Source organism: Leifsonia sp. KNZ13-11D (assembly GCF_056754895.1).
Map to the genome: position 1 here is coordinate 3,678,369 of NZ_JBPGWU010000001.1, position 12,116 is coordinate 3,690,484.

At 68.6% G+C, this 12,116-nt stretch carries 12 protein-coding genes; 3 read left to right on the plus strand and 9 right to left on the minus strand.

Translation table 11 applies throughout. From position 1 onward, the window contains the following. Positions 1-2: 2 nt before the first annotated feature. The 4 genes from resB to ACR9Y5_RS18070 are packed head-to-tail and all read right to left on the minus strand — an operon-like array spanning position 3 to position 3,690. Positions 3-1,631: a cytochrome c biogenesis protein ResB gene (gene resB / locus ACR9Y5_RS18055; protein WP_481299260.1), complete on the minus strand. Its 1,629-nt coding sequence runs from the start codon at positions 1,629-1,631 to the stop codon at positions 3-5. Continuing rightward, positions 1,615-2,355, minus strand: a complete 741-nt coding sequence (locus tag ACR9Y5_RS18060) for a cytochrome c biogenesis CcdA family protein (RefSeq protein ID WP_481299261.1) — start codon at positions 2,353-2,355, stop codon at positions 1,615-1,617. Before ACR9Y5_RS18060 ends, resB begins: the two co-directional genes overlap by 17 nt. Before the next feature lies 1 nt (position 2,356). Further along, positions 2,357-2,968, minus strand: a complete 612-nt coding sequence (locus ACR9Y5_RS18065) for a TlpA disulfide reductase family protein (RefSeq protein ID WP_481299604.1) — start codon at positions 2,966-2,968, stop codon at positions 2,357-2,359. Between the two features lie 2 nt (positions 2,969-2,970). Beyond that, a complete protein-coding gene (locus ACR9Y5_RS18070) occupies positions 2,971-3,690 on the minus strand; it encodes a histidine phosphatase family protein (RefSeq protein ID WP_481299262.1) in 720 nt (239 codons plus the stop codon). A 166-nt stretch (positions 3,691-3,856) separates the two neighbouring features. On the opposite strand from ACR9Y5_RS18070, the gene ACR9Y5_RS18075 reads away from it, so the two are divergent. Further along, positions 3,857-4,618, plus strand: a complete 762-nt coding sequence (locus ACR9Y5_RS18075) for a JAB domain-containing protein (RefSeq protein WP_481299263.1) — start codon at positions 3,857-3,859, stop codon at positions 4,616-4,618. Here the strand turns inward: ACR9Y5_RS18075 and aspS are convergent. Beyond that, a complete protein-coding gene (gene aspS / locus ACR9Y5_RS18080) occupies positions 4,548-5,876 on the minus strand; it encodes an aspartate--tRNA(Asn) ligase (protein WP_481299264.1) in 1,329 nt (442 codons plus the stop codon). The genes ACR9Y5_RS18075 and aspS overlap by 71 nt on opposite strands. 64 nt (positions 5,877-5,940) lie before the next feature. Between aspS and ACR9Y5_RS18085 the strand changes: the two genes are divergently transcribed. Further along, positions 5,941-7,125 carry an acetyl-CoA C-acetyltransferase gene (locus tag ACR9Y5_RS18085; RefSeq protein ID WP_481299265.1) on the plus strand — a complete coding sequence of 395 codons (1,185 nt, stop codon included), beginning with the start codon at positions 5,941-5,943 and terminating at the stop codon, positions 7,123-7,125. A gap of 65 nt (positions 7,126-7,190) precedes the next feature. Here the strand turns inward: ACR9Y5_RS18085 and ACR9Y5_RS18090 are convergent, their stop codons facing one another. From ACR9Y5_RS18090 to ACR9Y5_RS18100, 3 genes are read right to left on the minus strand one after another with little or no spacing between them, the layout of a single operon-like run. Next, entirely contained in the window at positions 7,191-8,318 is a 1,128-nt protein-coding gene (locus ACR9Y5_RS18090; RefSeq protein ID WP_481299266.1) for a bifunctional 2-methylcitrate synthase/citrate synthase, read from the minus strand. Positions 8,319-8,378: 60 nt separating this feature from the next. Then, positions 8,379-9,278, minus strand: coding sequence for a methylisocitrate lyase (prpB, locus tag ACR9Y5_RS18095; protein ID WP_481299267.1), 900 nt, complete (start codon positions 9,276-9,278; stop codon positions 8,379-8,381). Then, the gene (locus ACR9Y5_RS18100; protein WP_481299268.1) at positions 9,279-10,850 is read right to left on the minus strand and encodes an MmgE/PrpD family protein; all 1,572 of its coding nucleotides are present in this window, start codon (positions 10,848-10,850) and stop codon (positions 9,279-9,281) included. Positions 10,851-10,881: 31 nt separating this feature from the next. Between ACR9Y5_RS18100 and ACR9Y5_RS18105 the strand changes: the two genes are divergently transcribed. After that, positions 10,882-11,520 (plus strand): LysE family translocator, encoded by a 639-nt coding sequence (locus tag ACR9Y5_RS18105; RefSeq protein ID WP_481299269.1) that lies wholly within the window; start codon positions 10,882-10,884, stop codon positions 11,518-11,520. 60 nt (positions 11,521-11,580) lie between these two features. On the opposite strand, the gene ACR9Y5_RS18110 is transcribed toward ACR9Y5_RS18105, so the two are convergent. Continuing rightward, positions 11,581-12,111 carry a YbhB/YbcL family Raf kinase inhibitor-like protein gene (locus ACR9Y5_RS18110; protein WP_481299270.1) on the minus strand — a complete coding sequence of 177 codons (531 nt, stop codon included), beginning with the start codon at positions 12,109-12,111 and terminating at the stop codon, positions 11,581-11,583. Between the last annotated feature and the right edge of the window lie 5 nt (positions 12,112-12,116).

The window sequence follows — 12,116 nt, forward strand, 5'->3', positions numbered from 1 at the left end:
GCCTAAGTCGTCGGAGGCCCGGTGAGGACCCGGGAATGCTGATCGGCGACGGCGGTCACCGCCGCGAGGAGGTTGGGGTCGTCGCCCCGGGCGAGTCCCGCGTACTCGAGCGTGAGCGAGCCGTCCGCGTTCTCGATCGCTTTCACCCACAGCCGGCGGCGCGGGACGAACAGCGACGTCAGCAGCCCCAAGAGGATGAGCACGGCGAACAGCAGCACCCAGATCTGGGCGGGATCGTGGTGCACTTCCAAAGTCGCGAAGCGCTTCACGCCGTCGAGCGAGATCGTTCCGAGCCCGTTCGGCAGTTCAACGGTCTGACCGGGCTTCAGCTCCAGGGCCTTGGTCTTGGTCGGCGGGCCGGCCAGCTGCTCCAGGGTGTCGGTGTTGAGACTGTAGACCGACTGGGGCACCCCGTCGTCGACGCCGAGATCGCCGGCATACACGTTCAGGCTGAGCACCGGATCCCGGAGCCCGGGGAACTTCGAGGCGAGTGCGCCCTGCGCCGTCTGGCTCGCGGTCACGGTCGGATAGAAGAAGCCGATCATCCCGACCTGCTCTTTCAGCCCGTCCGGGATCTTCACGAAGCCGAGCGAGGTGAGATTCGGATCCGCCTGCGGGATGAAGGGCACCGAGTCGCTGAAGACGACCTTGCCCGCGGTGTCCTTGACCGTGATCGTCGGTGCGTAGCCGTTGCCGAGCAGGTAGACGTTGGTGCCGCCGATGGCGAGCGGATCGTTGACCTTGATGACCGTATCGGCCCGCGCATTGCCGGGTCCGGTCGTCGTGACATGGGCTGTGTAGTCGAGCGGCGTGCCGATCGCATCCTGATTCTTGGTCTCGTAGGCCACGTCGAGCTTGTTGACGGCGATCGAGAACGGCACCAGCGAGGAGTCGCTGAAGAAGCGCCCGGGATTGAACGAGTTGTACGACGGCAGGCTGTTCACGAAGCTCTGACCTTCGACGACGATCTTCTGGCCTGTGTACCCGAACCCACCCCCTACACCGATCGCGAGCAGCACACCGAGCAACGCGATGTGGAACACGAGGTTGCCGCTCTCGCGCAGGTACCCGCGCTCGGCCGAGACCGACGTCGATCGCGCATCCTGATAGAGGGCGACCCGGTAGTGGTTGGCCTTCAGCACGTCCCGCGCGCTCACGACCGGGTCGACGCCGCGGCCGCGCAGCTCGACGGGGAGGATTCTCGACTGGAAGCCGGCCATGCGGGACAGCCGGACCGGCGTCTTCGGGGGCTTCGCCCGCATCGCGTCGAAGTGGTGCTTGGTGCGCGGGATGATGCATCCGATCAGGGATGCGAACAGCAGCAGGTAGATGGCCGAGAACCACACCGACGTGTAGACGTCGAAGAGCTGGAACTTGTCGAGCACCGGCGCGAGCGACGGGTTGTCAGTGAAGTACTTGGTGACTCCGTTCGGGTCGGAGCTGCGCTGCGGCACCAGCGATCCCGGGACGGCGGCGATCGCGAGCAGCAGGAGCAGGAACAGTGCGGTGCGCATGCTCGTGAGCTGGCGCCAGAACCAGCGGAGCCAGCCGAGCGTGCCCAGCTTGGGCTGGACGACGTCGGGGTCCTCGCGCGGGGGCGCCGAATCGATGTGGTCAGAGGGCCGGCTCAAAACCTTGGATCACCGCCAAGAACTGGGACATGAGCTCGCTCCACAGGCCGGTGACCATCAGGATGCCGATGAGCACCAACAGCACGCCGCCGATGATGTTGATCGCCCGGATGTGCCTCTTCAGGAAGGCCACGGAGCCCGCGACCCAGTCGAAACCGAGCGCGACGAGGAGGAAGGGGATGCCGAGGCCGATGCAGTAGAACAGCCCGAGAAGCGCTCCTCGCCAAGGCGAGCCGCTTCCGACGCTCAGCGCGCTGATGGCTGCGAGAGTCGGGCCGATGCAGGGCGTCCAGCCGAGACCGAAGACGATGCCGAGCAGCGGCGCTCCGATCAGCCCGGTCGCCGGGCGCCAGGACGGCTTGATCGTCCGCTGGAGGAACGAGAACTGGCCGATGAAGACGAGGCCCATCACGATGACGAGAGCACCGAGGATGCGGACCACGACATCCTGCCAGCGGACGAGCCAGTAACCCAGCGCACCGAACGCGGCACCGTAGGCCACGAACACGATGGCGAAGCCCAGGATGAACAAGGCCACCCCGGTGAGCAGGCGGGAGCGGTCGCGCTTCGCGCCCGGGTCGCTGATGCCGCCGACGTAGGCGAGATAGCCCGGGACCAGGGGCAGGACGCACGGGGATGCGAACGAGACCAGTCCCGCCAGGAGTGCGATCGGCAGCGCGAGCAGGAGCTGGCCGCTGAAGACGATCTGACCGACGCCGCCCACGTCAGTGCTCGGCCACGGCGTCGGAGATGAGAGAGTCGAGGATGCTCTTGTCCGGGAGGGCGCCGAGGATGCGCGCGGCGACGCGGCCCTCCTTGTCCACGACCAAGGTCGTCGGCGTGGCCTTCGGCGGCACCGTCTTGCTGAACGCCAGAAGCACCGACCCGGTGTCGCGGTCGAGCACCGACGGGTAGGTCACTCCCTTGTCCTTCTCGAAGCTTGCGGCCGTCTGGGCGGAGTCGTAGAGGTTCACGCCCAGGAAGTCGACGCCCTCGCCGGCGTACTTCTGGCTGAGCTCCTGCAGCGCGGGCGCCTCCACCCGGCAGGGCGGGCATCCGGCGTACCAGAAGTTGACCACCAGCACCTTGCCCGCGTATTGCCGTGAGCTGACCGGGGTGCCGTCCTGCAGCGTCCCCGTGAAGGCGACGGGCGCTCCACGGTTGCCGGCGGCGAACTCGCTGACCGTGCCGTCGCCGGCGATGTAGTTCTGCCCGTTGCCGGACCGGTACTGCGTCGCGAGACTGTCGTTCGCCGTGCATCCGGTCAGGGCGAGCGTTGTCGCTGCTGCAATGGCGACGATGGATGCGACGAGGCGCGAACGAACGCGGGGACGGATGTTCACACCGCCCCCACATCGGTCGCGGCGACCAGGAGGCTCGCAGCGGGCTCGACGTACGCGACCTCGGTGAGGCGCTGGGACTCGGGGGTGTTGCCGAGACGCCTGGTCGACGCCGCCGCGGACGGCTGTTCGGCCTCGCTCGCAGCCCCGGGTTCGACTTCTGGGGCGATCTCGAAGGTCGTGATGCTCGACAGCGCGCAGCGGCGTTTGCGCGGGTCGTGCGGGTAACGCTCCCCTGCGACGGACAGGTGCGTGACCCAGATCGGGAGCTGGTGGCTGACCAGGACGACATCGCCCGAGTCGACCGACTGGAAGGCATCGTGGACGGCGAGAAGCATGCGCCGCTCGATGCTCACGTAGGGCTCGCCCCAGCTCGGCCGGAGCGGATTGACGAGGTAGGGCCAGTACACGGGCTTCCGCACGGCGAGCCTCATCTTCGTGCCCTCGAAGCGATTCGTCGGCTCCATGATGCGCTCGTCGACGATCGGATCGAGCCCGAAGGCGGCGGCGATCGGAGCGGCCGATTCGCGGGTGCGCTGGAGCGGAGAGACGCGCAGTCCGGTCATCGGCCTGCCGCGGTCTGCGAGGTCGTCCGCTACAGCCTGTGCCATGCGGTGCCCGAGTTTGGAGAGGCCGAAGCCCGACAGCCTGCCGTACAGGATGCCGTCGGGGTTGAACACCTCGCCATGACGGACGAGGTGGACCTGGCTCGCTACCACCGGTCCAGTCTACGGAGGGGTTCCCCTTGAATTCACTGAGCGCGGGACCGGGATGGGAGCCGTATCGGAGACGCGGATGTTCTCCACCGACGGCGGTCATCGGAAGTTGTCCACAGATCGTCGCCTTCACGACCTCTCAGGGTGCATCCCTTCCTAACGTCGAGCCATGGCCGACGAGGAAGAAGAGGGTGAGGCACTTGCGAACATCCCGCATCACGACCGCCCGCGAGAACGCATGCGACGACTGGGCGTCGGATCGCTCACCGATGACGAGGTACTGGCACTGGTGCTGGGATCGGGGCACACGGGACGCAGCGTGCTGGCGCTGGCTCGCTCCGTGCTTCGGCGCACCGGCGGCTTCCCTGGACTGGCGACGATGGACTTCGCTCGCCTGGAGAACCTTCCGGGCGTGGGGCCGGCCACGGCGGGACGGCTGGTCGCCATCACCGAGATCTGGCGACGGGCGGGTGCGTCATCGGCGTGGACCAGGCTGGTCGACCAGAAAGCCGTCGCGGACGTCGTGCGGCCGGAGCTTCTTCACCGCGACAGCGAGCGCTTCGTGGTCGTGGTGGCCGATCGGGCCTCCCGTCCGATCGAACTCGTCCTGCTGCGGGACGGCGGAGTCGATGAGTCCGCGATCCAGCCGGCAGACGTGCTGCAGGCGGTGCTCACGCGCGGCGGACGGTCCTTCGCCGTCGCGCACAACCACCCGTCGGGCGTGCTCGACGCGTCCGTCGCCGACCTCATGCTCACCCGGCGCCTCGATCAGTCCGCTGCGACGCTCGGACTCCGCTTCCTCGGCCACGTTCTGGTGGCGGGCGACGCCTGGACGGCGCTGCCCGCTCCGGGTTCCGGCGCTACGGCGTCAGGCGCGTCGGTCCGCGGAAGAGGTAGGTCGTCTCGCGCAGGTTCGAAAGGTGCAGCATGAGCATCAGCACGCGGGCGAGGCCCATTCCGAAGCCGCCGTGCGGCGGGATCCCGTACCGGAAGAACGCGAGGACGTCCTCGAGCTCCTCAACCGACAGACCCTTTTCGGCGGCCTGCTTCTCGAGGATGTCGACACGGTGCTCACGCTGGGCGCCCGTGGAGATCTCGACGCCGTTGAAGATCAGGTCGTAGCTGCGCGTGATCGACGGGTCCTCGGGATAACGCATGTGGTAGTACGGGCGGATGCTCGCGGCATAGTCCGTGAGGAACACGAACTCGTGGTCGTAGGTCTCCTTGACGTACGCCGAGATCTGGCGCTCGCCCTCCGGGTCCATGTCGTCGTCCTCGCGCTGGACCTCGTATCCACGCTCGGCCACGATGCGCTTCGCCTCAGCGAGAGGGATGCGCGGGAACGGGGTGGACGGCACCGTGATCTCGACGCCGAACAGGCGCTCGATCTCTTCGCCGTGCTTCTCCTTGACAGCGGTGAAGCCGGCGACGAGGAGCTCCTCGTGCACCTTCATCACGTCCTCGTGGCTGTCGATCCAGCTGATCTCGGTGTCGACGCTTGTGAACTCCGTGGCGTGACGGCTCGTGAAACTCGGGTCGGCGCGGAACGCCGGACCGATCTCGAACACTCGGCCGAAGCCGGCCGCCTGGGCCATCTGCTTGAAGATCTGCGGGCTCTGCGCCAGATACGCCGTCGTCTCGAAGTAGGGCAGCTCGAACAGCTCGGCGCGCGACTCGGAGGCGGAGGCCATGAGCTTGGGGGTGTGGATCTCGACGAAGCCGTTGTCGACCCAGTACTGGCGGAGCGCGTGCTCGAAGGTCGTCTGCACACGGAAGATCAGGTTGTGACGCGGCTCGCGGAGGTCGAGGAAGCGCCAGTCCATGCGCTTGTCGATGCCGCTGTCCGCGGCGATCGGCGTCTCCGGGATGGCAGCCGTCTCGACCTCGAGCGTGGAGAGCCGGATCTCGATGCCGCCGAGCTTCACGCGCTCGTCGTGCTTCAGCTCGCCCGTCGCACGGACGAACGTGCCCTGGGACAGAGCCGAGATGGTGAGGGCGGGCTCGTCGGCGATGACCACGCCGTCGTCGCCGACCGTCCGCGGGTTCACCAGCTGGACGGCTCCCGACTCGTCCCGCAGCACGACGAACTGCACCTTCTTCTGGTCGCGGACGGTCTCGACCCATCCGGCGACGCTCACGGGGCCGTCGGGCAGGGCGGCGAGGTCTTTGATCAGAACGCGTGCGGTCACGAGCCCCAAGCCTACCGGTGCGGTCGGTGTGAGAATGGAGGGACCAGGCACGAAGGAGTAGCCCATGAGTTCCGACGACGTCGTCATCCTGTCCGCCGCCCGCACCCCGCTGGGGAAGATCAAGGGGACGCTCGCCTCGCTGACCGCCGTCCAGCTGGGCACGATCGCAGTCCAGCGCGCACTGGAGCGGTCGGGAGTCGGAGCGGACGCGGTCGACACGGTGCTGTTCGGCCAGGTCCTCCAGGCGGGAGCGGGTCAGAACCCGGCACGCCAGACCGCGATCGGCGCGGGGATCGGCTGGGATGTCCCCGCCACGACCATCAACAAGGTGTGCCTGTCGGGCCTTGCCGCGGTGATCGACGCGGCCCGGCTCATCCGGACGGGCGAGGCGACGGTCGTCGTCGCCGGCGGCCAGGAGTCGATGACGAATGCGCCGCACATCCTGCCGGGGTCTCGGATGGGCTGGAACTACGGCTCCATCCAGGCGCTGGACTCGGCTGCGCACGACGGATTGACCGACGCGTTCGACGGGGAGTCGATGGGCGCGTCCACCGAGAAGTACACGGAGAAGCTCGGTCTGCGGCGCGAGGCTCAGGACGAGTTCGCGGCGCGGTCCCACCAGCGAGCCGGGGCGGCGGCGCAGAACGGCGTGTTCGCCGAGGAGATCGCACCGGTGACGATCCCGCAGCGGAAAGGCGACCCGGTCGTCATCAGCACCGACGAGGGCGTTCGACCGGAGTCGACGCCCGAGACGCTCGCGGGACTCCGCCCCAGCTTCGCGGCGAACGGCACACTGACGGCAGGCAATTCCTCGCCGTTGAGCGACGGTGCGGCCGCCTTGGTGCTGACCAGCCGCGAGAACGCGGAGCGGCTCGGTCTGGAGTGGCTCGCGCTGGTGGGGGCGAGCGGCCAGGTCGCCGGGCCCGACAACTCGCTGCACTCGCAGCCCTCCCGCGCGATCGACGCAGCTCTGCGGCGCGCCGGGTGGAGCGTCTCGGAACTCGACCTGATCGAGATCAACGAGGCGTTCGCCGCGGTGGCGCTGCAGTCCATGTCGGACCTCGGTCTGGACCCGGCCAAGGTGAACATCCACGGCGGGGCGATCGCGCTCGGACACCCCATCGGCGCCTCCGGCGCTCGGCTGGCAGGTCATGCGGCCCACGAGCTGGCACGCCGCGGCTCAGGGCGTGCGGCAGTCGCGCTCTGCGGCGGCGGCGGTCAGGGAGACGCCCTTCTGCTGTACCGCTGAACCCCGTTGCGTTCGCGTGGCGGGTGCCGGGCAGAATCCGACCCCGTCCCGCGACCGCATACGTGTCAGCGGTCGAGGTGGCGCTCGGTGGGTCCCGTGTACTGCGACAGCGGGCGGATCAGCGAGTTGGCGGCGTACTGCTCGAAGATGTGCGCGGTCCATCCCGTCACGCGTGCGGCGGCGAACAGCGGTGTGAACGTCTCCGTATCGAAGCCCATCAGGTTGTAAGCCGGCCCGGAGGGGTAGTCGAGGTTCGGCTTGATGTTCTTCCGCTCGGCCATGGCCGACTCGAGGGCGTCGTAGAGGTCGAGCAGATCCTGGCGGTCGTAGTGGTCCACGAGGGTCGCGAGAGCCTCGCGCATCGTCGGAACGCGCGAGTCGCCGTTCTTGTAGACCCGGTGGCCGAAGCCCATGATCTTCCGTTTCTGGGCAAGCACCGTGTCCAGCCACTCAGCCGCACGATCGGCGGTGCCGATCTCGTCGAACGCGTGCATCACGGCCTCGTTGGCGCCGCCGTGCAACGGCCCCTTCAGCGCGCCGATGGCCCCGGTGACGGCGGAATACACGTCCGACAGCGTGGACGCGATCACACGGGCGGTGAAGGTGGAGGCGTTGAAGGAGTGCTCCGCGTACAGGATGAGGGAGACGCGGAAGGCGTCGACGACGACGTCGTCGGGCACCTCACCGAAGGTCAGCCACAGGAAGTTGCGCGAATAGTCCAGGTCGTCACGCGGCTCGACCGGGTCCAGCCCGCGCTTGCGCCGCTGGATGTACGCGACGATCGCCGGCAGCTGCGCCAGCAGGTACAGCGCGCGGCCCTCATTGAGATCCCGGTCGAGGATGCCGTCGGGCTGCTGGAGCGTCGCATCCAGACCCCCGAGCTGGCTCACCGCCGTGCGGAGCGCATCCATCGGGTGGGCCGACGCCGGGATGTCGTCCAGAGCACGACGGGTGCGGTCGTCGAGGCGGCGCATCGATCGCTCGAGCGACTCGAAGGCCACCAGTTCGTCATCCGTCGGCAACTCGCCGTGCCACAGGAGGTAGGCGACCTCCTCGAAAGAGCAGTGACGTGCGAGCTCCTGCACCGGATAGCCGCGATACAGCAGCGAGTTCGTCTGCGGGTTCACCGACGAGATCGTCGTCGTGTCGACGACGACGCCGGCGAGGCCCTTGTGGATCTCGGGGTCGGTCATGTGAACTCCTTTGCTGATCGCGGGGCCGCCGGCCCGGCGGCGGATCGCCGCAGACGATGCCTAGCGGCGCACCTCGAAGTTGTACACCGAGGTGTCGAACGCGTTGTACCCCTCGTAGTCAATCAGGTCGTACAAGTCCGCGCGATGCTGCATGCTGCCCAGCATCGGCTCCAGCGTCCCCGCGCTCAGCAGCTGGTCCAGCCCGCGTTCCGCCGCGCCCATCGCAAGGCGCAGAAGCGACACCGGCCAGATGACGATGTTCACACCGACGTCGCGCAGCTGGTCGACGGTGAAGAGCTCGCTCTTCCCGAACTCGGTCATGTTCGCCAGCACCGGGACGTCCACCGCTTTCCGCACCGCCTCGAACTCCGAGAGGTCCGCCATGGCCTCGGGGAAGAGCGCATCCGCGCCGGCGTCCACGAGGGCCTTCGCGCGGTCTATGGCGGCCGTGAGTCCCTCGACCGCCCGGATGTCCGTGCGGGCCATGATGAGCAGGTTCGCGTCCCGACGCGCATCGACGGCGGCGCGGATGCGCTTGAGCGCGGTGTCCTCGTCGACGACCTGCTTCCCGTCCAGGTGGCCGCACCGCTTCGGATTCACCTGGTCCTCGATGTGGAGTCCGGCGACGCCGGCGTCCTCGAGAGCCTGCACGGTCCTGGCGACGTTCATCGGCTCACCGAATCCGGTGTCCGCATCCACGAGGGCAGGCAGGTCGGTCATGCGGGCGATCTGCGCGGAACGTGCGGCCACCTCCGTCTGGGTGGTGAGGCCGATGTCGGGCAGGCCCAGCTCGGCGGAGAGCACTGCGCCCGAGATGTACACGCCCTCGAAGCCCTTGCGTTCGATCAGCCGGGCGCTCAGCGGGTTGAAGGCGCCCGGCATGCGGATCAGTTCGCCGGCGGCGAGGCGGGCACGGAAGGCGGCGCGCTTCTCGTGCGGGGGAACAGAGGAGTAGAGCATCTAGAACAGTCCCTTCGGCGCGGACACCGAGGCGAGCACGCCCGTCCGCGCGGTGATGGTCAGGCCGCCCAGCTCGGCGGCGCTCAGCTCGGGAAGCCGCTGGGCGAGCGTCAAGAAGCGCTCCACCTCGGCGTCCTCGAGAACACCCGTGGAGAGCGTGCGGAACTTGGCGATGTAGTCGTCGCGTGCGAACGGCCGGGCACCAAGCGGGTGCGCGTCGGCGACGGCGATCTGCTCCTCGATCACGCGGCCGTCCGCCATGGTGATGACCACGCGACCGCCGAACGCCTTCTCGGCGGGATCGGTGGAGTGGTACCGGCGCGTCCACTCCGCGTCCTCCGTGGTGGTGACCTTGCCCCACAGCTCGACGGTGTCGGGACGAGCGGCGCGCGAAGGCAGGTACGAATCGACGTGGTGCCACCCGCCGTCCTGCAGAGCGACGGTGAAGATATAGGGGATGCTGTGGTCCAGCGTCTCACGCGAGGCCGTCGGGTCGTACTTCTGCGGATCGTTCGCACCGGAGCCGATCACATAGTGCGTGTGATGCGAAGTGTGGATGACGATGCTCTCCACGCGAGAAGGATCGGCCGCCTCCGGATGCTCCTGGTGCAGCTTGCGCGCGAGATCGATCCATGCCTGCGCCTGGTACTCGGCGGAGTGCTCCTTGGTGTAGGAGTCGAGGATCGCCCGCTTGGGCTCGCCGCGCTCGGGCAGCGGGACTTCGTACGACGCGTCCGGTCCGTCGAGCATCCACGCGATCACACCGTCCTCGCCTTCGTAGATCGGGGTGGGGCTGGTCTCGCCGCGGAGCGCGCGGTCGATGGCCTCCACAGCCATCTTCCCGGCGAACGCGGGCGCGTGAGCCTTCCAGCTCGAGATCTCCCCCTTGCGGGACTGGCGGGTGGCCGTCGTCGTGTGCAGCGCTTGACCGATCGCCTGGAAGATCGTCTCGGCCGGAAGGTGCAGGAGCGTCCCGATCCCCGCTGCGGCGGACGGCCCGAGATGGGCCACGTGGTCGATCTTGTGGCGGTGCAGGCTGATGGCCCGCGCGAGGTCGATCTGGATCTCGTAGCCGGTCGCGATCCCCCGGACCAGGTCGCGACCGGTGAGGCCGTACGCCCGTGCGGCGTGCTGGGCGACCGCCACGATCGGCGGGATGTTGTCTCCGGGATGCGAGTACTCGGCGGCCAGGAAGGTGTCGTGGAAGTCGAGCTCCCGTACAGCGACGCCGTTCGCCCACGCCGCCCACTCGGGCGAGACCCGGGTCGTCGGCCACTCGCCGAACACCGTGGAGCCGTCCTGCGGGTGCTCCGCCGCATCGGTCAGCTCCTCCAGCTGACGCGACGGGATCGGGTGGGCCAGCGCCTGCGCCCGCGCGGATACGACCGGCCGGCGCGTGAGCGACGCGGCAGCGACCGCAGCATTGTCGATGAGGCGGTTGATCACCATGTCGGTGACGTCCGCGTCCACCTCCACCGGGTCGGTCGCGACCTCGGCGATCTTCCACGCCAGCTGATCCTGGCGGGCGAGGGACTCCTCGCTGCTGTGCACACGAACGTTGTGGAGCTTCACGTATCGAACCTACCTCCCCTACGCTCGCCTCATGGTTCCTGGCCCCGCTCTGCTGGCGTTCGCGCTCGCGTCCCTCGCACTGATCGTCATCCCGGGGCCAAGCGTGCTGTTCGTGATCGGGCGGGCGCTGGCTCTGGGCAGGCTCGGCGGCCTGCTGAGCGTGCTGGGGAATGCGCTCGGGATGCTGCCGCTGATCGTCGCCGTGGCGCTCGGCATCGGTGCAGTCGTGGCGCAGTCGGTCGTGCTGTTCGACGTGATCAAGTTCGCCGGCGCCGGCTATCTGATCTACCTCGGCATCCAGGCCATCCGCCATCGTCGCCACACCGCCGTCACGCACGAGGCGACGCCGGTTCCGCGATCACGCTGGCGCATCCTCGGCGAAGGCTTCCTGGTCGGTGTGACGAACCCGAAGTCGCTCGTCTTCTTCGTGGCCGTATTGCCGCAGTTCGTCGACCAGCAAGCGGGCGCGGTCCCCCTCCAGCTGTTCGAGCTGGGAGTGGTGTTCCTCGTGCTGGCGCTCGCGTCGGACAGCGTCTGGGCGCTCGTCGCCGGGACCGCGCGCGAGTGGTTCGGCCGTTCGCCCAAGCGCGTCGAGCGTCTCGGGGCGACGGGAGGCGTTCTGATGATCGGGTTGGGCGGCGTCCTCGCCGTCACCGGGGTCAAGCACTGACCGTCGGTCACGGCGAGGACGGCGCGGGCGGCGCGGACGGCGAGGCCGTCGCGGTCGGGATCAGATGTCGCCGGCGGTGGCGACCGGGGTGAGAACGGCGCGGGCCAGCGTGTGGAAGTGCACGTTGAAACCCAGCACCGCCGGCGTCGACGCGGGGTCGAGGTCGAGTCGCTCGACGTCGAGGGCGTGGACCACGATGTTGTAATGGTGGGTTCCCGTCCCGGGAGGCGGGCCCGCACCGGTGAAGCTCTTCGAGCCCAGTTCGTTCGACAACATCGCGGCGCCCTGCGGCAGGCCGCTGCCGCCCTCGGCTCCGGCGCCCGACGGAAGCTCGGTCACGTCGGCCGGGATGTTGTACACGGCCCAGTGCCAGAAGCCGGAACCGGTCGGAGCGTCCGGGTCGTGGATGGTCACCGCGAAGCTCTTGGTCTCGGGGGGGAAACCGGTCCACGACAGGTGGGGCGAGATGTCGCCACCGCCGCCACCGGCGCCCCACTGCTCACGGGAGAGGGGGCGGCCGGCCGCGACGTCGACGCTGGACACGGAGAAGGACGGAACGGCGCCGAAGCGCTCGAGGGGATCGTCAGCCATGGCGT

Bases quoted from the DNA above. Each gene is read 5' to 3' on its own strand.
- ACR9Y5_RS18075 (WP_481299263.1), top strand. From the start codon at position 3,857: ATGGCCGACGAGGAAGAAGAGGGTGAGGCACTTGCGAACATCCCGCAT.
- ACR9Y5_RS18085 (WP_481299265.1), top strand. From the start codon at position 5,941: ATGAGTTCCGACGACGTCGTCATCCTGTCCGCCGCCCGCACCCCGCTG.
- ACR9Y5_RS18090 (WP_481299266.1), bottom strand. From the start codon at position 8,318: ATGACCGACCCCGAGATCCACAAGGGCCTCGCCGGCGTCGTCGTCGAC.
- prpB (WP_481299267.1), bottom strand. From the start codon at position 9,278: ATGCTCTACTCCTCTGTTCCCCCGCACGAGAAGCGCGCCGCCTTCCGT.
- ACR9Y5_RS18105 (WP_481299269.1), top strand. From the start codon at position 10,882: ATGGTTCCTGGCCCCGCTCTGCTGGCGTTCGCGCTCGCGTCCCTCGCA.
- ACR9Y5_RS18110 (WP_481299270.1), bottom strand. From the start codon at position 12,111: ATGGCTGACGATCCCCTCGAGCGCTTCGGCGCCGTTCCGTCCTTCTCC.